Annotated in this window: 16 protein-coding genes; 4 read left to right on the forward strand and 12 right to left on the reverse strand. The window is 49.7% G+C overall.

Going from position 1 to position 22,551, the window contains the following annotated elements:
* Nucleotides 1-29 precede the first annotated feature (29 nt).
* Nucleotides 30-3,917, reverse strand: a complete 3,888-nt coding sequence (purL, locus tag AC566Q_RS16785; protein ID WP_499608413.1) for a phosphoribosylformylglycinamidine synthase — start codon at nt 3,915-3,917, stop codon at nt 30-32.
* A gap of 199 nt (nt 3,918-4,116) precedes the next feature.
* Here purL and AC566Q_RS16790 point away from each other — a divergent pair, with 199 nt between their 5' ends.
* A complete protein-coding gene (locus AC566Q_RS16790) occupies nt 4,117-5,391 on the forward strand; it encodes a membrane-bound lytic murein transglycosylase MltF (RefSeq protein WP_499608416.1) in 1,275 nt (424 codons plus the stop codon).
* A 215-nt stretch (nt 5,392-5,606) separates the two neighbouring features.
* On the opposite strand, the gene tadA is transcribed toward AC566Q_RS16790, so the two are convergent.
* On the reverse strand, nt 5,607-6,098 hold the full coding sequence (gene tadA, locus AC566Q_RS16795) for a tRNA adenosine(34) deaminase TadA (protein WP_105935081.1): 492 nt from the start codon (nt 6,096-6,098) through the stop codon (nt 5,607-5,609).
* Between the two features lie 229 nt (nt 6,099-6,327).
* Between tadA and AC566Q_RS16800 the strand changes: the two genes are divergently transcribed.
* Both AC566Q_RS16800 and AC566Q_RS16805 read left to right on the forward strand, forming a co-directional pair.
* Nucleotides 6,328-6,561, forward strand: coding sequence for a hypothetical protein (locus AC566Q_RS16800; protein ID WP_499608421.1), 234 nt, complete (start codon nt 6,328-6,330; stop codon nt 6,559-6,561).
* 223 nt (nt 6,562-6,784) lie between these two features.
* Nucleotides 6,785-7,285: a type II secretion system protein gene (locus AC566Q_RS16805; protein WP_170308491.1), complete on the forward strand. Its 501-nt coding sequence runs from the start codon at nt 6,785-6,787 to the stop codon at nt 7,283-7,285.
* Nucleotides 7,286-7,299: 14 nt separating this feature from the next.
* On the opposite strand, the gene AC566Q_RS16810 is transcribed toward AC566Q_RS16805, so the two are convergent.
* A complete protein-coding gene (locus AC566Q_RS16810) occupies nt 7,300-9,240 on the reverse strand; it encodes a cation:proton antiporter domain-containing protein (RefSeq protein WP_499617537.1) in 1,941 nt (646 codons plus the stop codon).
* A 193-nt stretch (nt 9,241-9,433) separates the two neighbouring features.
* Between AC566Q_RS16810 and AC566Q_RS16815 the strand changes: the two genes are divergently transcribed.
* Nucleotides 9,434-10,333, forward strand: a complete 900-nt coding sequence (locus tag AC566Q_RS16815) for a GGDEF domain-containing protein (RefSeq protein ID WP_105935061.1) — start codon at nt 9,434-9,436, stop codon at nt 10,331-10,333.
* A 44-nt stretch (nt 10,334-10,377) separates the two neighbouring features.
* Here the strand turns inward: AC566Q_RS16815 and tilS are convergent, their stop codons facing one another.
* The 9 genes from tilS to bamA form a co-directional block, all read right to left on the reverse strand.
* On the reverse strand, nt 10,378-11,724 hold the full coding sequence (tilS, locus tag AC566Q_RS16820) for a tRNA lysidine(34) synthetase TilS (RefSeq protein WP_499608427.1): 1,347 nt from the start codon (nt 11,722-11,724) through the stop codon (nt 10,378-10,380).
* Between the two features lie 82 nt (nt 11,725-11,806).
* Nucleotides 11,807-12,763, reverse strand: coding sequence for an acetyl-CoA carboxylase carboxyl transferase subunit alpha (gene accA, locus AC566Q_RS16825; RefSeq protein ID WP_499608432.1), 957 nt, complete (start codon nt 12,761-12,763; stop codon nt 11,807-11,809).
* Nucleotides 12,764-12,808: 45 nt separating this feature from the next.
* Nucleotides 12,809-16,273, reverse strand: coding sequence for a DNA polymerase III subunit alpha (dnaE, locus tag AC566Q_RS16830; RefSeq protein WP_499608435.1), 3,465 nt, complete (start codon nt 16,271-16,273; stop codon nt 12,809-12,811).
* A gap of 6 nt (nt 16,274-16,279) precedes the next feature.
* Nucleotides 16,280-16,876 carry a ribonuclease HII gene (gene rnhB / locus AC566Q_RS16835; RefSeq protein WP_499608438.1) on the reverse strand — a complete coding sequence of 199 codons (597 nt, stop codon included), beginning with the start codon at nt 16,874-16,876 and terminating at the stop codon, nt 16,280-16,282.
* Nucleotides 16,869-18,023 carry a lipid-A-disaccharide synthase gene (lpxB, locus tag AC566Q_RS16840; protein WP_499608443.1) on the reverse strand — a complete coding sequence of 385 codons (1,155 nt, stop codon included), beginning with the start codon at nt 18,021-18,023 and terminating at the stop codon, nt 16,869-16,871. The genes rnhB and lpxB overlap by 8 nt, the downstream gene beginning before the upstream one ends.
* Nucleotides 18,024-18,026: 3 nt before the next feature.
* Nucleotides 18,027-18,797 (reverse strand): acyl-ACP--UDP-N-acetylglucosamine O-acyltransferase, encoded by a 771-nt coding sequence (gene lpxA, locus AC566Q_RS16845; RefSeq protein ID WP_499608446.1) that lies wholly within the window; start codon nt 18,795-18,797, stop codon nt 18,027-18,029.
* A gap of 1 nt (nt 18,798) precedes the next feature.
* The gene (gene fabZ / locus AC566Q_RS16850) at nt 18,799-19,248 is read right to left on the reverse strand and encodes a 3-hydroxyacyl-ACP dehydratase FabZ (protein WP_489806540.1); all 450 of its coding nucleotides are present in this window, start codon (nt 19,246-19,248) and stop codon (nt 18,799-18,801) included.
* Between the two features lie 226 nt (nt 19,249-19,474).
* A complete protein-coding gene (locus AC566Q_RS16855; protein WP_279318239.1) occupies nt 19,475-19,990 on the reverse strand; it encodes an OmpH family outer membrane protein in 516 nt (171 codons plus the stop codon).
* Nucleotides 19,991-20,029: 39 nt separating this feature from the next.
* A complete protein-coding gene (gene bamA / locus AC566Q_RS16860; protein WP_499608455.1) occupies nt 20,030-22,504 on the reverse strand; it encodes an outer membrane protein assembly factor BamA in 2,475 nt (824 codons plus the stop codon).
* Between the last annotated feature and the right edge of the window lie 47 nt (nt 22,505-22,551).

The raw sequence follows: 22,551 nt of genomic DNA on the forward strand, positions 1-22,551 counted from the left end.
TTTGACACCTTACCGTCATTTTTTTGAAATTAATCAACAAAACGCCGTGCATTGCGGAAAATGCGCATCCACGGAGAATCTTCCTGCCACTCATCAGCACGCCATGAGTTAGCTACCGCTCTGAATACACGCTCAGGGTGCGGCATCATGATAGTACAGCGGCCATCATCAGTCGTAAGGCCAGTGATCCCCATTGGCGAGCCATTCGGGTTAGCCGGATACTGAGACGCCACTTCGCCGTAGTTATTTACATAACGAAGAGCCACTTTGTCCTGTACCGACTGTAAGTCAGTTTGTGCTGCAAATTCTGCACGCCCTTCACCGTGAGAAACGGCAATCGGCATTCTCGAGCCTGCCATATCGGCAAACAGTACCGATTTGGACTGTTGCACCTCGACCATGGCAACGCGCGCTTCAAAGCGCTCTGACTTATTGGTTACAAAGTGTGGCCAATGTGCCGTTCCGGGGATCAGAGATTTAAGGTTCGACAGCATCTGACAACCATTACAAACCCCGAGGCTAAAGGTGTCGTCGCGGTGGAAGAAACCTTCAAACTGTTCACGGGCACGCTGATTGAACAGAATAGACTTCGCCCAGCCCTCACCAGCACCAAGCACGTCACCATAAGAGAAGCCACCACAGGCCGCCAGGCCTTTGAAGTCTTCCAGCGCAACAGCGCCCGACAGCACATCGCTCATGTGAACATCGATGGCGGTAAATCCGGCCCGGCTAAAGGCTGCCGCCATCTCCAGATGAGAGTTCACCCCCTGCTCGCGCAGGATAGCTATACGTGGCTTGATGCCCTTAGCAATATACGGTGCAGCCACATCATCGTTGATGTCGTAACTCAGTTTAGCGTGCAGGCCAGGATCTTTGGCGTCTTGTTTGGCTTTATGTTCCTCATCTGCACATTCCGGGTTATCCCGCAAACGCTGCATAGCGTGTGTGGTTTCGGCCCACATTGCACGGTAAGTGGTTCGTGCCTCGCTAAGGACAATCTCGCCGCCACGAGTAAATTCGATGATATCAGAGGTATTTAATGTACCGACGTTATGCACCATCTCGCCCAGACCATTCGCTGCGAATACGGCAAGAACGCTCTCCACATCGTCAGCAGAGACCTGCAGTACCGCACCCAGCTCTTCGCTGTATAACGCTGCCAGTTCATCATCGCCCAGCGTATCAAGCGCTACACTCACTCCGGTTTTACCGGCAAAGGCCATTTCCGCAACGCTTACAAATAAACCACCGTCAGAGCGATCGTGATAGGCCAGCAATTTGTTGTCGGCCAGTAATGCCTGCACGGCATTAAAGAAATTAAGCAGTAACTCCGGCGCATCCAGATCAACCGGCGTTTTTCCTAACTGGTTATAGACCTGAGCCAGACAGCTGGCGCCTAAACGGTTTTTACCTGCACCTAAGTCAACCAGCAATAAGGCTGTCTCGCCTTTGTCGGTGCGCAGTTGAGGCGTTACCGTTTTGCGAATATCCGTTGCTGCACCAAAGGCGGTGATCACCAGTGACAGTGGCGCGGTAACCGACTTATCTTCACCGTTGTCTTGCCAGGCGGTTTTCATCGACATAGAGTCTTTGCCCACCGGAATGGTCAGGCCCAGTGCCGGGCATAATTCTTCCCCTACCGCTTTTACGGCTTCATACAGGCCCGCGTCTTCGCCCGGATGTCCCGCTGCAGCCATCCAGTTCGCCGACAATTTAATGCGTTTCATGTCACCAATGTGGGCGGCTGCGATATTGGTAATAGACTCACCTACTGCCAGTCGTGCAGAAGCTGCGTAATCGAGCAAGGCAACCGGGGTACGTTCACCCATCGCCATTGCTTCACCATGATAGGTGTCGAATGCCGATGCAGTTACGGCAACATCGGCAACCGGTACCTGCCAAGGGCCCACCATCTGGTCGCGGCTCACCAAACCGGTTACGCTGCGATCGCCTATAGTGATTAAGAATGTTTTCTCAGCTATGGCCGGTAAGCGCAGCAAACGCTCTGCGGCATCGGCAACGCTAATCTCTGCACAATCCAGTTCAGCAGAACTGTGCGTGGCGCTGGCCACATCCCGATGCATCTTAGGCGGCTTACCGAGTAAAACTTCCAGCGGTAAATCGATAGGCTGATTATCAAAATACTCATCGTTCAATAACAGGTGTTGCTCTTCAGTGGCTTCACCAATCACAGCGAAAGGCGCGCGCTCGCGCTGACAAATAGCTTCGAACACAGCCAGTTTATCCGGCGCTACCGACATTACGTAACGTTCCTGGGATTCGTTACACCAGATTTCCAGTGGCGACATGCCCGGCTCGTCTGACAACACTTTACGCAGTTCAAAGCGACCGCCACGACCACCGTCGTTCACCAGCTCTGGCATTGCGTTGGATAAACCACCCGCGCCCACATCATGGATAAACTGTATAGGATTGTCTTCACCTAATTGCCAGCAGGCGTCGATGACTTCCTGACAGCGGCGTTCCATTTCCGGGTTATCCCGTTGTACCGAGGCAAAATCGAGATCTTCACTGGACTGCCCGGATGCCATGGATGACGCTGCACCGCCGCCCAGGCCAATGTTCATTGCCGGGCCGCCAAGAACGATGAGTTTAGCGCCAACCGTAATTTCACCTTTTTCGACGTGATCCCGACGAATGTTACCTAAGCCACCGGCCAGCATAATCGGTTTGTGATAACCACGCACCTCAACGCCGTTAAAGCTGTTTACTTCCTGCTCGTAGGTACGGAAATACCCTAACAGGTTAGGACGGCCAAACTCGTTGTTGAACGCGGCACCACCAAGTGGGCCATCGATCATAATATCCAGCGCGCTAACTATACGGGTAGGCTTGCCATAATCGACTTCCCATGGACGCACTGCATCAGGCAGTTTCAGGTTCGACACGGTAAAACCAACCAGACCGGCTTTTGGCTTAGAACCACGACCGGTAGCCCCTTCGTCACGAATTTCACCACCAGAACCCGTTGCAGCACCAGGGAATGGTGAAATTGCCGTAGGATGGTTGTGGGTTTCTACCTTCATCAGGATAGCGATATCTTCGTGATGATAAGTGTACTCATGAGACTGTGGCTCAGGGAAGAATCGGCCAGCCTGCCAGCCTTCCATTACCGCAGCGTTATCTTTATAGGCAGAGAACACGTATTCCGGGCATAGCTCGAAGGTGTTCTTGATCATTTTGAACAATGACTTAGGCTGCACCTCGCCATCAATGGTCCAGTCGGCATTGAAAATTTTATGGCGACAGTGCTCAGAGTTAGCCTGAGCAAACATGTAAAGCTCAATATCGTTAGGGTTACGCCCCAACTTCACAAAATTATCAAACAGGTAGTCAATTTCGTCATCAGCCAGGGCCAGACCCAGCGTTTGGTTGGCTGAAACCAGCGCGTCTTTACCCGCGCCTAAAATATCTACCGAGCTGAACTCCCGGGGCTGATGCTTATCAAACAGTACCAACGCGTCCTCTGGCGCAGCAAATACGCTTTCGGTCATACGATCATGAAGCGCTGCGGCTACCAGCTTACGCTGTTCATCTGTGAACGGCTGTGCCGCTGTGACATAAAAAGCACAACCACGTTCAACCCGGGCAATCGCCGTTAATCCGCAGTTATGGGCAATGTCGGTAGCTTTACTTGACCACGGCGAGATAGTGCCGGGACGGGGAGTAACGAAAAAACATTCGCCGGTGGCAGCTTCCTGTGCCTGCTTCGGTCCATAGGTTAACAATTTATCCAACACCGATAATTGTTCTTCAGTTAACGCCTGTTGCGTATCCACTAGATGAACATATTCGCTGTAAAGGTGAGTAACGTCGACACCGGATTGCTGCAGTCGTTGGATTAATTTAGCTGTGCGGAAGTCAGATAACGCCGGAGCGCCACGTAGGACCAACATAGTTTGCTACCTAATTTGTGAGAACCGCCGGGTAGAAAACGCCAATCTGCCGTCGGTCCTGGTTGTGAACTTGTTTGGCGCGGATTATAGTGGAAAAGCGGCGGCTTGATAACCAGCAAGGGTTATTCAACCGTAATTTTTTTACCCAAATAACCCGATCCTGTGGTTTTAGCACTAACAGCAGTAATATAGAATAATAATGAATCCCCTACTTCACCACTTATCAGGCAAAGTCCTTCTGGTTGCAATCACCTTGAGCTGGTTGTTACCCGCCAGTGCCCGGGCCCAGTCCACGCTTAATACCGTTCTTGAGGAGCAGGTTTTGAAGGTTGGCCTGATTAATGACAGGCACCATTACCATCTGACCGGAGACGGCCCGACTGGTTTTGATTACGGCTATGCCCGTGGTCTGGCTGACTATCTGGGAGTCACTCTACAAGTCGTACCATTTTACAGCGAGGCAAAGCTCTACCAGGCACTTACCAATAACACTGTCCATATAGCAGCGCCTCGTTTTCGCCCTGCCGCCCTCAGGCCTGATCTGACCTATGGGCCGGTCTTGTTTACCGCAACGCTTGTTGAAATTGGGCCAGACAATGACGCCAGTCCCTGTGCCACGACAGAGCCACAGCAACGACGGGTACTACCATACTTGCAGGATACAGTGACGGCCATTACCGGTAGCGACTGGCAAAAATCCGACAGTGCCGACAGCGTAACACTATTAACTGAGATGCTCAGCCAGGCCGAATTCTGCACCATTCTTCCCAACACCTGGCGCGCTGCGCTCAAGGGGTATTTTCCATCCTTAAACGAGCAAGTATTGCCTGATGTCACGCTATCCAAGCAATGGTTGGTACGCGCTGAGGATACAGCGTTGCTTAGTACGCTATATGAATTTACTCATTTAAGCCGCACCAATGGCTCACTTGCCGTGCTGAAAGATAAGATACATGAACCGCAAAAAGTACTGGTGAAACCCGATCCCAGACAGCTGGTTGAGCATATCAATACCCGCTACCCGGCTATACAGCAGGCTGCTGAAGGGCTCCAAAGTACGCTGGACGGTACTTACATTGCCGCTATCGATTACCTCCTCAACGATTGGCAGGCAGCGCAACATGAACAGGCCAAAGAAAACGAAAAGCCAGCCATAAGACTGGCACAGATAGGCCGCAAACTGGACACATTGCAAGCGCAATTACCCGCCCGGATCCAGGGCACTGACCGCACCTGGTTTATTCTGGCCGCCTATTATCTGGGGGCAGAGCATATCGACGATGCCAGGCAACTCACCGTTCAGGCCGGTGCAAACCCAGATTTATGGGTTGATGTAAAACAACAGTTACCCCTGCTACAGACTGATTACTCAGCCACGCGCGCGGGATTCGCTAATGGCGCGCAGGCCGTTACTTTTGTGGATCAGGTACGCTACGTAGCAGAAACGTTAACACTGTTAATGAAAGGCACTTGATCTTTTGTCATATCACCTTCATATATGTCTATTAGAGTGAACAAGGTAATCACCGGGTTGGAACAAGACAAATAACGCAACCCACTAATAATCATGGAGATTAATATGAAAAATACGAACAGAAGACGACATCAGATGCGTAAGACAAGCCAGAAAATTTTTCAGAGACGCCGTCAGTTTTTGAATTTTGATCTGGTACAAATGGCAAAAGCAAATTAACCCACCGCTTTTGCCGCTTTCTTTTCTGCCCTTCGCCGTTTAAAAAACTCAGAAATAATTCCCCCGCACTCATCCGCTAATACACCACCGCTTATTTCAAGCTGATGGTTTAGCTGCGGATGCTGACACAGTTGCATGACACTGCCAGCCGCGCCGGTTTTAGCATCAAAGGCGCCGAATACTAACCGATTAATGCGGCTGTGCACCAGCAAACCTGCGCACATAGGGCAAGGTTCGAGAGTGACATATAGTGTTGCATTAATTACCCGGTAATTCTCAATGGTCCGAGCGGCCATGCGAATAGCTTTCATTTCTGCGTGAGCGGAAGGATCGTGATCCACAATAGGCGTATTGTATCCCTCACCGATTATCTGATCCTCGGCAACTACCACAGCACCTACCGGAATTTCGTTCATCGCTTCGGCCTTCGCGGCTAGCGATAATGCATAACGCATCCAGTGCTCGTCTTGACTAACTTGCTCACTCATTAGTGAAAAAACCCAATTCAATGGTCAAAATAGCGATAGCTATTATAGTTCCTTACCACAGAAATAACATAACTATATGTTTTAAAAACACTTTAAGTTTATGGCGAAGTACTTGCTATACTATTCCAAACGATGCTAACCGTCGCATCAACCACACCGATAAACTGGCCCGGTAAATGCGACGTTAAGCATCTGATTATACGAAACTGATTAACGAAGGGAAAATATTATGAGCTTTTGGACTGCAGTAGTTGTGATCGTTGCCATTTTAGCCGGCACCATTATTTCCACATTCAAGCATAAGGCAAAAAATAATAGCGCAGATAATGACAAAACCAACGAGCTCGAAAAAGAAATCGAAGCGCTCAAAGCTCGCATTGTCACCTTAGAAAAAATTGTTACAGACCCTGGCTACGACCTGAAGAAGCAATTTAAAGATCTGGAAGATGACCGGGTTGCGTAATTTCCTGCTCAAGACAATGACACCAGCAGTAAAATGCTGGTGTCAGGCTATTAGCGCCTCACTATCATTCGCGCTACGCTTGTTGCGCTCTCCTTTCAAAGAGCTTCTGTAATTTAACGCTAACCACCCGAATATTAAGCCAAAATTCTTGCCAACGGCAGGTTAATACAATATCGTTATGGGCGAGTTTTCTTGCACACCGGCTGTAACAGGGAGTGGTTGTATGCGTCAGTCATCGGGTTTTACGTTAATCGAACTGATTATTGTTGTCGTGCTAATTGGCGTACTGTCGGTAGTTGCTCTGCCAAAGTTTATTGATTTTTCCGGCGATGCCAGCCAGGCGACATTTCGTTCAACCGCCAGCGCGTTTAAGTCCGGGGTCGAATTCATTCACCTGAAATGGCAAGTCGCGGGTAATAACCAAGCGCAGCAGGATTTTATCCCCATCGCTGATCCGGGCGTCGGCGGAGACTTAAGCGTTAATGCCAATGGCTTTCCGGCAGATACCCGCGGCACCAGCTTAACGCTCAATAGCGACAACGATTGCCTTGATGTGTGGCGGGCAGTGCTCAATACTCGTGATGCCAGTGTTGCAACGAATGACAGCGCCCTTTATGAGGCGCAGTACAATAACAACTTTACCTGCACCTACTCATTGGTAAGCAATCCTTCATTAACCGTTGATTATGATTCCACCAACGGAGAGGTAACCATTAATTTCTAACCTGTTAACGTATTTCAGTAACCATCCAGAAGGTAACGCTCGGCGCGTTCGATTCGCCTTGGCTTGCCAGCAATGACCAGAATATCGCCCGGTATTAGCCGCTCCTGAAAATCCTCGGCTGTAAATTCCTGGCCGGCGCGGCGCACCGACTTAATTTTGACCTTATCTATCATCGCGGTCAGTTCATGCAACTGCTTATCTACCGCAAACGCATCTGTGCCCAGTGCTATAGCATGGATAAACTCCAGTTTATCGGCGGTGTTATAGCTGATTTCGGTCGTCTCGCCGGGATAGAAACCGTGCAGGTGATCGTATCGCCCTTTACGCTCCTCACGCACTCGCTTAAGAATTTTTGACATTGGTACCCCGGCGTAATGCATCACCTGCGAGATAAGCATCAGGCTACCTTCCTGAAGTTCCGGCACTACCTGACTTGCCCCGGCGCTATAGAGCGCTTCGAGCTCCACATCCCGCGGCGTTCGTACCATCACATCAACGTCATCTTTTACCTGACGTGCGGCATTGATCACCAGCTTGGCTTTTTCTGCCTCAGAAAAAGTGACCAAAACCAATTTGGCTTGTTCTAACCGGGCGCTGTGCAGCAGGTCTTTTTGCGTGGCATCACCATAAATAACATGCTCACCGGCACTGCGGCTCTCAAAGACCCGGATAGGGTCAACATCAATAACCAGATAAGGAACGTCTTCCATGCTGAGCATTCTGGCCACCGACTGCCCTACCCGACCAAAACCACAGATGATCACATGATCGCGCATACCGCTAACATCAATCTCAGGTACTTCCGGCTCAATATTATCGTGCGTTACAGGGCTTAAACGCTGTGCTAATTCAAGGCTGTGCTCTACTAACCAGGGAGTCACAGCCATACTAATGACCCCCATGGAAATCAAAATCGACGACTGAGTCGGGCTGATAACTGAGTGACTGTTAGCCAGAGCAGCAATAACAAAGCTGAACTCCCCCACCTGACAAAGCTTTAACCCGGCCGACCAGCCATCAATAGAAGAAATTGAAAACACGCTGGCAGACAATCGCACGAGCACTACCTTGGTAACCATCAGCAGGATAACGCCAAGCACAATCCAGTGGCCGTAACTCATCAGCACAGAGAGCTCTAACTGCATTCCCACGGTGACGAAAAACAGTCCCATAAGGATGTCACGGAAGGGTCGGATATCGGCTTCCAGCTGATATTTGTACTGGCTTTCACCAAGCATCATCCCGGCCAGGAAAGCGCCCAGCGCCATAGACAAGCCAAAGGCATAGGTAAGACCGCCTGCCAGTAACGCTACCAGAATGGTACTCAGCACAAACAACTCATCGGTGCGGGTACGCGCCACTTCCCTGAAAACCCAGGGCAGCACCCATTTGCCCACAGACATGAGCATACCCACTACCAGTACGCCTTTTACCAGCGCCAGGGCCAGTGCCATTGCCAGACTGGTCTCGCTTTCCCCGGATAGCAGCGGAATAACTATCAGAAAAGGCACCACGGCGAGGTCCTGAAACAGCAGAATACTGACCGCCAGTTGCGTGCGGACATTATTTAATATGCCCATCTCAGTTACTTGCTTGATAACAATAGCAGTGGAACTAAGCGCCAGCATGCCGCCAATCACAATGGCCGCCGACAAGCTGGTATCCACCAGCATCCATACCGCTACTGAGCCCAGTACGGTGGTCAGCACCATCTGCATCAGCCCGGCGCCAAATACCAGCGAGCGCATTGCCATCAGTTTAGGCAATGAAAATTCAAGACCAAGGGAAAACAACAGAAAGACAATGCCAACTTCGGCGGCGAGATGCATGTCTTCAGGGTGAGAATAAAGGGCAAAGCTACTGGGACCAGCAATAATACCGGCAAATAAATAAGCGAGAATGGGTGGCAAATAGATCCGCTTGAATAAAGCCACACTCACCACTGCTATAAGCATTAACAGTACAATTTGAACGAAACCGTGTTCTACCACCTAAATTCCCCGCAATGCATTTTGGGCATGTGTTTTGCTTAGTTAATGGCAACGATACCATTAAGTCTAATCAAAGCACACATTTTCGCAAGAAACGACATTTTTTTGTCATCCTTAAAGTGAAGTGGGTGCCAGACATTGAGTCAAGGGGCAGCACTTGGATATTTCAATGATTCACTTTGAACACGCTACAGCAGAAAGCAGCTTTCTTGGCGGTGCTGAGCCTGAAGTTTTGACCAGTGATCAGGTCAATACGGTGCTCAACCAATTAACCTCAACGATTGAAATCTATACACTGGTATCACTCTATTTTACACAGGTAAACAGATACTTGCCTCTGGTAGGTATCGATATGTCAGAGTTTGACAAAACATTGAATGCGGGTCTGCTTAGCAGCGAATTTGCCGTGAGTCTGCCGGTCAGCGCGGTTCGCCTGGACCAGGGCAAACACGCCGCTTTCGTGCGCTATATTTTTGACGAAAACTTGTCACCGTCCCAGCGCCGTGTGCTGGCAACATTACATCAGTTATTTACCCGGCCGCTCATTCACGCCATGGAGTTCCAGCGTTTACGCCTGCTGGCCACTAAGGATCCACTGACTAACCTGGGCAACCGCAATGGATTTAATGAAGCCGCTCAGCGTTTAATTAACCGTCACACCCGCAACGGCCAGTCGTTTGGTCTGCTGGTGGTAGATTTGGATAACTTCAAGCAGGTCAACGATAAGCACGGTCACCAACAGGGTGACGAAGTCCTTATGATCACAGCGTCGGTGCTTACCGACACGATCCGCGGCCATGAAGAAGCATATCGCTTTGGTGGTGATGAGTTTTGCTGTTTGCTGGATGTCAGCTGTCCGCGGGAATTATCGGCCATTGCTGGCAGGATCCACGACGCCATGCACGCCCACCCGCTACTCAAAGCGCATCATGTCACTTGTAGCATAGGCGGCTCACTGCTGCGCGAAAACGACAGTATGGGGGACTTATTTGACCGCGCCGATAAAGCCCTTTACGAAGCAAAAGAAGACGGCAAAGACACTTACCAGGCCGCCTGAAACGGCAACCACTTGCCGATGGCCAGCCATCGGATTGCCACTTTCTACAGCGCGTAAAGCTGCAGTGAAAACTGATACTGCCCCGTTGCAGAAAGCGCTATTATCCGCCCCTTTCCGACCAAGGCCAACGGCTGCTCTGTATCACTCAATAGTAACCAGTCACTGCGCTCCCAGGGCGGTACCTGCCATTGCTTAAACCATTGTTTCAAGGGTTTATGATGCGCCTCTCCTGCCGGTTTAACCGCTAAAGATAATACTGGCTGGCTAAGCGAGAAATGGCTTTCGGCGGCGGCCATACTTACAGAACATACAGCCCCCTCTTGCCGCTTGCCAATCATTAGTTGTTGCTGCTGTGGCTCGATGGAGATGTATTCCTGAGTACTAAAACTAACGGTATTGAAACACCAGGGCGGTTGCCCTTTGTCAAGGCAGTAAAGCGTATCCTGATAACGACGTAGCTGTGTATTACCCAGCACAATATGAGGTTGCGCATCGGGCCTGGCTGCCAGCATTTGCTGAATTTGTGTCAGTTGCCTGGTTCCCGGCATAGCCACCTTGTTAAGTTCAAGCCAACGGCGCAACAAGGCTCGTTGCCAGGCAGGCGAAGCGGCGTTTAAACCACTCACAGAAATGCGCCCGGGCTTGCCGCATAATCGCTCGAGACGCTCATCACAGACTTCATCCAGCAGGCCTTGTTGCTCGGCACATAAGCCGGCACTGCGGGAAGCCGTCTGCCCAAATGAGGGCCAGCGTCCCAGCAGTGAGGGGAGCACACTGTGGCGCAAGAAATTGCGGTCGAAGCTTTCATCACTATTGGACTCATCTTCTATCCAGCGCAGGCCATTTTGCTCTGCATAAGCGAGTATTTGCGCTCGGCTTAAGGGTAACAATGGCCGACTAACAGGTACTGAGTACATTACACTGAACGCTGGAATCCCCGACAATCCCTTTGGCCCTGCCCCACGCTTTAACTGGAGTAACAGGGTTTCAAGTTGATCATTCTGATGATGGGCGGTAACAATAACGCTTTTGGCCACTTTCGCATGTTCGCACAAGGCTGCGTAGCGCCGGTCACGAGCACAGGCCTCCAGACTTTCCCTGGCGCGAGGTGTTACTTCAACAGCAATAGCAGTAAAGCTTACGTCGAGCGCTTTACAAAGCCCAGCACAAAACTGTTGCCAGTCATCGGCATGGGCACTGAGGCCATGATTAACATAAACCGCTTCAATGGGTGGCACGGCTAGTTCGCCGCTACGGGATAACTGCATAAGTGAATGCAACAGCACCACGGAGTCGAGGCCACCACTTAAGCCAACAATCAGTTTGTCGGGCTGCTCGCGGGCTATCAGCGTGCTGAAATGTGTACTTAATGCAGAAAAAAACGGATCCATAAACGGGACTTTACCAGATGAAAAACGACGTAAAAAAAGGCCGTAACCGGCCCTTTTATTAAGCTAATTGATTTGTTATGGCCTAGCAATAGCCAAATGACATCAGGCGCTCATAGCGCTCATCCATCAGCTTATCCAGCGGCAGCGACTGTAACTGGCTCAGTTGCTGTTTCAGGGTGGCTTTCAGGTTAGCAGCCATGCTGTCGTGATCACGATGAGCGCCACCAAGTGGTTCATCAACAATGGCGTTGATAAGGCCCAGCTCTTTGATCTGCTGTGCACTAACCCCCATGGCTTCTGCAGCCTGAGGCGCTTTATCTGCACTCTTCCACAATATTGACGCACAGCCTTCCGGTGAGATCACGGAGTATGTGCTGTATTGCAGCATATTCACTCGATCGCCCACGCCAATAGCCAGAGCACCACCAGAACCACCTTCACCAATAACGGTACAAATGATTGGCACCTTAAGCTCGGCCATTTCTTTCAGGTTGCGGGCAATTGCTTCACTCTGACCGCGTTCTTCGGCACCTACGCCCGGGTATGCGCCGGGAGTGTCGATAAGCGTAATAATAGGCAGGTTAAAGCGCTCTGCCATCTTCATCAGGCGCAACGCTTTACGGTAGCCCTCAGGCTTAGGCATGCCAAAGTTACGTTTAATTTTCTCTGGTACGTCACGACCTTTCTGGTGACCAATGATCATCACCGGCTGGTCATCAAGTTTAGCCAGACCACCAACAATGGCTTTATCGTCGGCATAAGCACGATCGCCGGCCAGCTCGTCGAATTCCTGGAAGGTACGCCCCAGATAATCCAACGTGTATGGACGCATTGGATGGCGTGCCAACTGAGAAATCTGCCAGGCGCCAAGATTAGAGAAAATTTTGCCGGTTAACTCGGCACTTTTCGTGCGCAGACGGGTGATCTCTTCTTCGATCCCCACATCAAACTCACCGCCCTGATTTACCAACCGCAGCTCTTCTATTTTTGCTTCTAGTTCGGCTATTGGTTGTTCAAAATCCAAAAACTGTATACTCATTACGTGTCCTACTTTTACTCCCCGATTGGCCTGACCTTCAGCGATTTAGTGAAAGGTTAGCCGAACCGACTGCTCACCCAGGCACTGTTTTAACTCGTGCAATAACTGATCTTCGGGTGTAATAAACCAGTGTGCGTCACATTTTAAAGAAACTGCCACATCCGGATGTAAAATATCTAACTGAACCGGGCAACTACCGCCCGCATAATTACGTAAAATCGACTGCAACGATGATAACTTGTCTGGTTTACACCATTGCGTGTCGACTTGCAATGCCAGGGAACGCGCATTTTTCTCACGCGCCTGAACGATATCCATGGCATCCCGGGCGGTGATTGTATTGCCCCCCGAGAAATCATCAAAGCTGACCTGTCCCTTGATGACCAAAATACGATCAGGTTCGAGCACTGATTCAAACGTTTCATACATTTCAGGGAAGAACCTAACGTCCATTCTAGCACTTTTATCGTCAAGTGTAACAATTGCCCAGCGTCTGCCTTTCTTATTGGTCATTACCCGTACACCCAGCACCAGACCAACCGCGGTAGCCATCTGATCCTTGCCGGTGGGACGCAAATCGACCAGGCGTCCGTCCACATAGTTACGAACTTCTTCGGCATATTGGTTGATCGGGTGACCGGTTAAATACAATCCGAGAGTTTCTTTTTCACCGTCCAGCCAGACTTTTTCCGGCCACTCGGGGACTTCAGCAAACGCCTGACGCACTTGCTCTGGCTCAGTGGTCAGCAGTCCAAACATATCAGACTGACCAAAAGATTCGGCCTTAGCATGCTGATCGGCCGCCGCGATAGCTTCCGGAAGCGACGCCATGATAGCAGCCCGGTGCGGGCCAAGATTATCCATGGCACCCGCCAGTACCAGTTTTTCCAATACCCGTTTATTCACCCGCTTTAGATCCACTTTGGCACAGAAATCAAACAAATCAGAAAATTCGCCCTGAGTTTCCCGGGCTTCAATAATCGCTTCAATGGGGTTTTCACCCACTCCTTTGATGGCACCGATGCCGTAAACAATGCGCCCCTGAGGATCAACGGTAAACTTATAACGCCCTTTATTAAGGTCTGGCGGCAGAATTTCCAGTCCCATCCGACCCACTTCATCCACCAGGGTCACTATCTTATCGGTGTTATCCATATCGGCCGACATTACCGCTGCCATAAACTCAGCCGGATAATGCACTTTCAGCCATAACGTCTGGTAAGACACCAGTGCGTAGGCGGCCGAGTGTGACTTGTTAAAACCGTAACCGGCGAATTTTTCCACCAAATCGAAAATTTTCATCGCGAGATCTGGGTCGATATTGTTGTTCTTCGACCCTTCCGCAAAGACCGCCCGCTGCTTTTCCATCTCTTCAGGTTTTTTCTTACCCATGGCACGACGCAGCAAGTCAGCGCCGCCAAGCGAGTAGCCGGCCATTTCCTGGGCTATCTGCATGACCTGTTCCTGGTAGAGGATAATCCCGTAGGTGGGCTCCAGAATTTCTTTTAAGCACTCGTGCTGATAATCGGCATCAGGGTAGGAGATTTCCTCACGGCCATGCTTACGGTCGATAAAGTTATCTACCATGCCCGATTGCAGTGGCCCCGGACGGAACAGGGCCACCAATGCGATGATATCTTCAAAGCAATCCGGCTTAAGTCGTTTGATCAGTTCTTTCATACCGCGGGATTCAAGCTGGAATACTGCGGTGGTTTCGGCGGCCTGCAATGACCGGAAACTCTTTTTGTCTTCTAACGGAATGGCGGCAATATCAACGTCTTTGCCCTGCCCTTCCTTAATCATGTCCAGTGCCCACTGGATGATGGTCAGGGTGCGTAACCCCAGGAAGTCGAACTTAACCAGACCGGCGGTTTCCACATCGTTTTTATCGAACTGGGTAACCGGGTTTTTGCCCTCATCATCACAGTAGAGCGGTGAGAAATCGGTAATTTTAGTCGGCGCAATCACCACGCCACCGGCGTGCTTACCGGCGTTTCGGGTTACCCCTTCAAGGATGCGCGCCATATCGATAAGATCGCGGACTTCTTCATCCTGATCATAAAGCTCGGGTAAACGCGGTTCGGCTTCAAAGGCTTTAGCCAGGGTCATGCCCGGATCCGGCGGAATTAATTTTGAAATGCGATCGACAAAACCATAAGGATGACCCAGTACCCGGCCCACGTCGCGGACCACCGCTTTGGCTGCCATGGTACCAAAGGTAATGATCTGCGATACCGCATCACGGCCGTACAGCTCAGCAACATGATCGATAACCTCGTCCCGCCGATCCATACAGAAGTCGACGTCGAAGTCGGGCATCGAAACCCGCTCCGGGTTAAGGAATCGTTCGAATAGCAGGTCAAATTCCAGCGGATCCAAATCGGTGATTTTCAGGGCATAAGCCACCAGTGAGCCAGCACCAGAACCACGGCCTGGCCCTACCGGAATGGCATTGTCCTTACTCCACTGGATAAACTCCATAACGATAAGGAAGTAACCTGGGAAACCCATCTGATTAATTACGCCGAGTTCAATTTCGAGTCGTTCGTCGTAAGCCGGGCGCTTTTTCTCGCGCACTTTTTCATCCGGGAACAAAAATTCCAAACGCTCTTCCAGGCCTTCTTCTGACACCTTTACCAGGAAGTCTTCGGTGGTCATTCCGCCGGTTGGAAACTGCGGCAGGAAGTACTCGCCCAGACGCACGGTAACATTACAGCGCTTAGCAATTTCAACGGTATTTTCAATGGCTTCTGGAATGTCTTCGAACAGCGCTACCATCTCGTCACTGCTACGCAAATACTGCTGCTCACTGTACAGTTTCGGGCGACGCTTATCATCCAGCGTGTAACCATCATGGATACTGACGCGTATTTCATGGGCATCAAATTTATCCCGATCGATAAAGCACACTTCGTTGGTTGCTACTACGGGCAGACCGCGTTCTTCCGCTAACGCAAAGGCGGCGTGGTTGTAGTCTTCCTCCCCCCGCCGACCGGTACGAACCAGTTCCAGATAGAAACGATCGACAAAATGGGTCGTATAAAATGCCAAGTTATCTTCCAGCATTTTAGGGTTGTTTTTAATCAGTAGCTGACCAACATCGCCTTTGGTTCCACCTGAGAGCACAATAACGCCCCCGGCATGTTCCGCCAGCCATTGTTTATCAATCATAGCCCGATGATGGACATGGCCACGCAGATAAGCCTTCGATATCAACAAGGTGATATTTTTATAACCCTCATTGTTCATGGCCAGTAACGTGAGGCGGAAAGGCTCATCGGCAAAATCCTCACTTTGCACCCAGAAATCGGTGCCAATGATGGGTTTTATTCCGCGGGAGTGCGCCTCTGAGTAATATTTTACCAGGCCACACATATTCATCTGATCGGTGATCGCCACCGCCGGCATGCCCAGCTCTTCCACTTTGGCCAGAATAGGTTTGACCTTATTCAGACCATCCATCATGGAAAAGTCACTGTGTACCCGTAAATGAACAAAGTTCGCTGACATTTTTTATTAACCTTTAGTTGTCACCGAGGATTCTGCAGCAGTAAGTAATGCCTGAACCGGTTTAAAACTTTTGCGATAACACGATAATACACCGTTGTCGGCCAGCGCTGCAAAGTGCGCTTTGGTGGGATAGCCTTTGTGCGCGGCAAAACCATACGCAGGATATTGCTTATCCAGCTCCAGCATATCGTTGTCCCGCTCCACCTTAGCCAGAATCGATGCGGCAGAAATTTCAGCATGCAGGCTGTCGCCTTTTACCACCGCTTCTGCAGCATAAGACCAGGGCGGCAACCGGTTACCGTCCACCAGCACGTAGTCTGGCGTTAGTAACAGATTATCTACAGCGCGGGTCATAGCCAGCATGGTCGCGTGCAGAATATTAAGTTTGTCGATTTCGGCCGGCGTTGCACGGCCAATTGCCCATGCCAGTGCTTTTTGTTTGATTTCAGCCGATAACGCGTTGCGTTTTTTCTCACTGAGTTTTTTAGAATCAGTTAGCCCCTCTATGGGATTGTTCGGGTCGAGGATCACCGCAGCGGTGACGACATCGCCCACCAAAGGGCCCCGGCCAACTTCATCCACTCCGGCAATATAGTTACTCATTGATTACTTCCAGAACGGCTTCTGCCGCACGCTCATCAGCGTTTTGCTTTAAGGACTGGTGCAATTCAACAAACCGCTCCGTTAACGCCCTGGTATCAGCGTCAAACAAGTTGAGCAGTTCACTGCAAAGCCGCCCGGGGTTTACCTCTTCTTGCAACAGCTCTGGCACCAGCGCTTCGTTAGCCAGAATATTCGGTAATGAAAAATACGCCGGTTTATATAACCACATCATCATTTTGTGGGTTAACCATGACAACAGGTATGCCGATACCATGGGACGCTTGCATAACATGGCTTCCAGCGTGGCCGTGCCGGATGCCAAAAGAATCACATCGCTGGCAATCATCGCTTCACGAGACTGCCCCGCCACCACTATCACCCGACTATCTTTAAGCCAATCCGGTTTATTGGCTTGCAGATATTGTTCGATTTGTTGCAAACGTCTGTCATTGGCGGCCGGGATGACAACCTGACAGTAAGGCTTATGCTGCCATAATTGCTCTACCGTAGCGGTAAATACCGGCAGTAATTTAGCCACCTCACCGCCCCGACTACCGGGCAACAGAGCCAGACACTGGCTATCGTGACTCAGGCCGAGCGCGTTTCTGGCTTCAGCCTGATCCGGACACAGTGGAATAATATCGGCCATGGTATGACCGACAAACCGATAAGGAACCTGGTATTTATCGTAGACATCCTGCTCGAAGGGAAAAATCCCCAGTACACGGTTTGTGGCCCTGGCAATCTTAAAGATACGTTTTTCCCGCCAGGCCCATACGGTAGGACTGACATAGTGTACGGTTTTAATGCCATGTTGTTTTAGGGCGGTTTCTACACGCAGATTAAAGTCGGGCGCATCCACACCGATGTAAACGTCCGGAGGGTGCTTTATAAAATGAGCGATGAGTTCGTTTTTGACTTTCAGAATGGGCCGGATGCTGGATAACACCTCCACCAGTCCCATCACCGAGAGAATTTCAATATCAAACAGACTGATGCACCCCGCCGCCTGCATGTGCTGCCCGGCAATGCCTTCGAATATTGCATCCGGATAGCGCTTTTTCAGCGCGCTGATGAGTCCGGCGGCGAGCACGTCGCCGGACGCTTCACCGGCGACAACGGCAATGCGTAGCGGTCTGGTTGTCATCGCTTAGCGCACGATGCCGCGTTCTGACTCCGTCAGAAACGTAATTAACATGCCAACTTCGGGATGGCCTTCAGCCATCTCAGTCAGTTTTTTAATTGCTTCTTCAACCGTATTATTATCGCGGTAAATCACTTTATACGCGCGCTTAATCGCCATGATGGTTTCTTTACCATAACCACGACGACGCAACCCTTCAGAATTGATACCTTGCGGAATATATTTAGTGCCACTTACCATTACGTATGGCGGAACATCACGTAATACAATTGCGCCTCCTCCCATAAAGGAGTGAGCGCCAATTTTACAAAACTGGTGGATTGCAGTAGCGCCGCCCAGTATCGCGTAATCGCCAATGTCGACGTGGCCAGCTACCATCACGTTATTCGCCATAATCACATTATCGCCAATCACACAGTCGTGAGCGATATGCGCGTTAACCATAATCAGGTTATCAGAGCCAATACGGGTAACACCTTCATCTTGCACCGTACCACGGTGAACCGTCACGCCTTCGCGAAAAACGTTGTTATCACCAATAATTAACTCTGTGCGTTCGCCGGCGTATTTTTTATCCTGGCAGTCTTCACCAATAGATGTGAACTGGTAAAAATGATTACCTCGTCCGATACGCGATGGCCCTTTAATCACCACATGCGACTCCACCCGGCAATCATCGCCAAGTACCACGTCGTCTCCAATCACTGAAAACGGGCCAACGGCCACGTTGTTACCGAGTTTGGCATTGGGGGAAATCACTGCAGTTTCATGAATCACGTTAATTCTTCTCTCTCATTGCACACATAAACTCTGCGCAGCAGGCTTCTTCACCGTCGACACTCGCGACGCCTTTGAACTTCCAAATCCCACGACGCTCTTTAACCAAGCTTACGTCAAATTCTAGTTTGTCGCCTGGCGTTACCGGGCGCTTAAAACGCGCGTTGTCTATTCCTGCGTATAAATATAGCTTATCGTTTTTACCTATGGTCTTAAATCCCAGTACCCCGGCGGCCTGCGCCATTGCTTCCAGGATCAATACCCCCGGAAAAATCGGATAATCAGGAAAATGTCCGGTAAAACAAGGTTCGTTGAGGGTAATGTTTTTATACGCTTTGATGCTAACACCCAGTTCATAATCCGTCACTCTGTCAATAAGCAGAAACGGATAACGATGAGGTAGCAAATCCATAATTTCACGGATTTCGATAGTATTAAGTGGGTTGGCCAAAAATTATCTCCTTCGACACGGTGCAAGCAGACAACTCCCTTGATGGTGACTTTGTCGCTATAACTTCATATGGGCGGCAACCTTACGCGTTAATCACTTAAAAACAAATCAGACCAACACACTGCGCTGGCCTGATTGATTAAGAGTAGATACTAGTTGTTGCTGTAAGTACCTGCTGACTTACAGAGCAGAATTAAACGTCGGCTCTGTATTTACCAGCCACTGATTAGTTTAATTTGCTCAGCTGATCCAGGACTTTTTGTGACAGGTCGTTGCTTTCGTCTGCATAAACCACAGCCGGTGCATCAAGTACCAGATCGTAGTCGTTGTCTGCTGCAACTGAATCAATTGCTTGCTTGATAAGCGCTAAGATTTTGTTACGCTCTTCATTCTGCCGACGCTGAATATTTTGCTGTAGTGGCTGCACTTTCTGAGAAAGTTGCTCACGAACAGTCAGAATTTTCTCTTCCAGCTCTTTCTTTTCGGTGGCGCTCATGGTTGCCGCGTCACGCTGTAGTTTCTCAGCATATAACTGGCCATCACGTTGTAACATGTTGACTTCGTCAACCTGCTCTTTGAATTCCATAGAAATGGCATTCTGGATCTCAGCCGCTTGCGGCAGCGCCTGAAAAATACCTTGCACGTTTACCACGCCGATTTTTTGTTCTGCCATTGCTGCAGAACTAAACATCGCACTACCTAACATTGCCGATGCAATTGCGTATTTTGCCAACTGTTTCAAAAGGTGCTCCTTTTATTTTCTGGTCTGTGCCAGCTACTATTAGAATGTTTGACCAATATTAAATGTAAAGAATTTCGCATCATCACCTTCGCGCTCTTTAAGTGCTCGCGAAAAGCTAAAGACCATTGGGCCCATTGGTGATATCCATTGTACAGAAATACCGGCTGAACTGCGAAATAATGTCGGATCAGAATAATCCAGCAGTTCGTCCCTACCCCTGTTATCTAACTGTAGATACTCGTTATAGTCAAACTCTGTATCCCACACGTTACCTACATCCATGAATACACTGGTACGAACAGAGTTAGACGAATCCTCTTCCACAAAGGGTGTCGGGGTAATCAGCTCGATACTTCCCAATGCCATGGCGTTACCCCCAAGACTACGACGAGAAAGTACGTAGGAATCGCCCGATGGACTACCAGGAATAACCGTGCCATCCGGTAATGTAACCGAATTTGACCCACTAACACGCTGTATACCTCTGGGGCCTACGGTATTGTTCTCAAAACCACGCAGTGTATCGGCACCACCGGCCGTGAAGTTCTCGGTAAACGGCAGGATCTGGTCTTCGCCGTTAATATCACCATAGCCATTACCATAACCCAGTCTGACCTTAGTTAGCACCGACCAACGCTGATCGCGACTGAGCGGGAAGTAAAAGCGACCGTCGTAAATGGTTTTAAAGAAATTCACGTCTGAATTTGGCGTGGTAATACTAAATGATGCACGCTGTGATGAACCCGCCGTTGGGAACAAACCACGGTTTAATGTACTGCGACTCCAGGATACCGAGCTTTGCAGACTGGTGTAGTTAATCGGCGCATCCGGATTCTGACCGTCAGTAAACTGCCCGTAGAAACGGTTTGTCTGCTCGTAATATCCGCGGTTAGACAGCTCTACATCTGAGTAGGTCAAGCCAAAGTTTATACGGTTAAATTCGTCAATAGGGTAACCAATATTTGCCCCGACAGACCAACGCTTGGAGTTGTACTGAATAACGTTAAAGCTGGAACCATCGAACTCACTGAACGCTACAGTTCCACCCAGACTGATACCGTCGACGGTAAAGAATGGGTCCGTGTAAGACAGCTGCGCCGACTTTTGGTACGACACTGTACTCACGTTAACACCGATACGCTTACCGGTACCCAGGAAGTTATCCTGCTGAATACCCGCTTGCAGACCTAACTTAGTCTGATCCCCATAGCTGATACCCGCGTTAAATGAACCAGAAGGTTGCTCTTTCACTTTAAACTGCACGTCGACCTGGTCATCTTTACCCGGAATACGGACGGTTTCAAATTCTACTTCTTCCATGTAGGTCAAACGGGACATGGCGTTCTTCGAGCTTTCCAGCATATCGTTGGATAGCCAGGTACCTTCCATTTGTACTACGTTTTGACGTAACACTTCATCGGCCGTAATGGTGTTGCCGTTAAAGTTAATCCGGCGTACATAGATGCGTTTTCCCGGATCTACCCGCAGAGTCAGCTTAACGGTTTTATCTTCATCGTTAATTTCCGGCACGGTGGTTACCGTAGGATAGGCATAACCAAAACGGCCCAGATATTTGCTGATAAATTCTTCGGTGTAGGTCACTTCCGCCTGATTGTATAACTCGCCCGGCGTAAGTGGTAATACCCGCTCAATGTAGTTCTCATGACCCAGCATTTCACCCACCAGCTCAACTTCTGAGATGGTGTACTGCTCACCTTCGGTGACGTTCAGTGAAATATAGATACCGTCTTTCTCGGGGGTCATGGCCACCTGAGTGGAATCCACATTGAAACGCAGGTAACCGCGGTCCATGTAGAAGTTAGTCAGAGTTTCCATGTCACCCTGTAACGTTTGCTGCTGATAACGGGTTTCTGACAGGAAATCATACCAGGCAGTATTAAACTGTAACTCAAAATCTTCCAACAGCTCCTGGTCTGAGAACAGCTCATTACCCACGATATTGATTTGTTTGATATCGGCGGCATCGCCCTCTTCAAACAATAGCTTCAGATCCACACGGTTACGCGGTAATGGCGTAATGATTGCGGTGACGTCGGCGTTATACTTACCAATGCTGTAAAAGAAGTCTTTCAGGCCATTCTCAATGGACGTCAGAACGGTTTTATCCAGTGGCTCACCTACCCGAATATTACTCCCGTCCAGACTTTCCTGAAGCTGCTCATCTTTAATGTCATCGTTGCCGTCAAAAATAATGTTACTGATGGTTGGACGTTCGGCAACCTTGATTATCAGCGTATTGCCATCACGCAATACCTGAATGTTTTCAAAGTGTGTTGACGAATACAGAGACCGAATCAACTGCGTAATTCGAAATGAATTGACTTCGTCACCTTTTTGCACCGGAATGTAGGTTAGCGCGGCGCCCAAAGCAACTCGCTGCAGGCCTTCAACCCGGATATCTTCTACGACAAACTCACTGTTGCCTGAAGCAGCGTTGGCTAAGCTAGCACTGGAGCATAACAATCCGGCTACTACTAACTGATTAAACTTCATCTATTCTTTTTCTTCCTGCTGCGTTCGCTTATTCTTGCTGACGTCTG

The organism is Alteromonas sp. H02 (genome assembly GCF_059682525.1).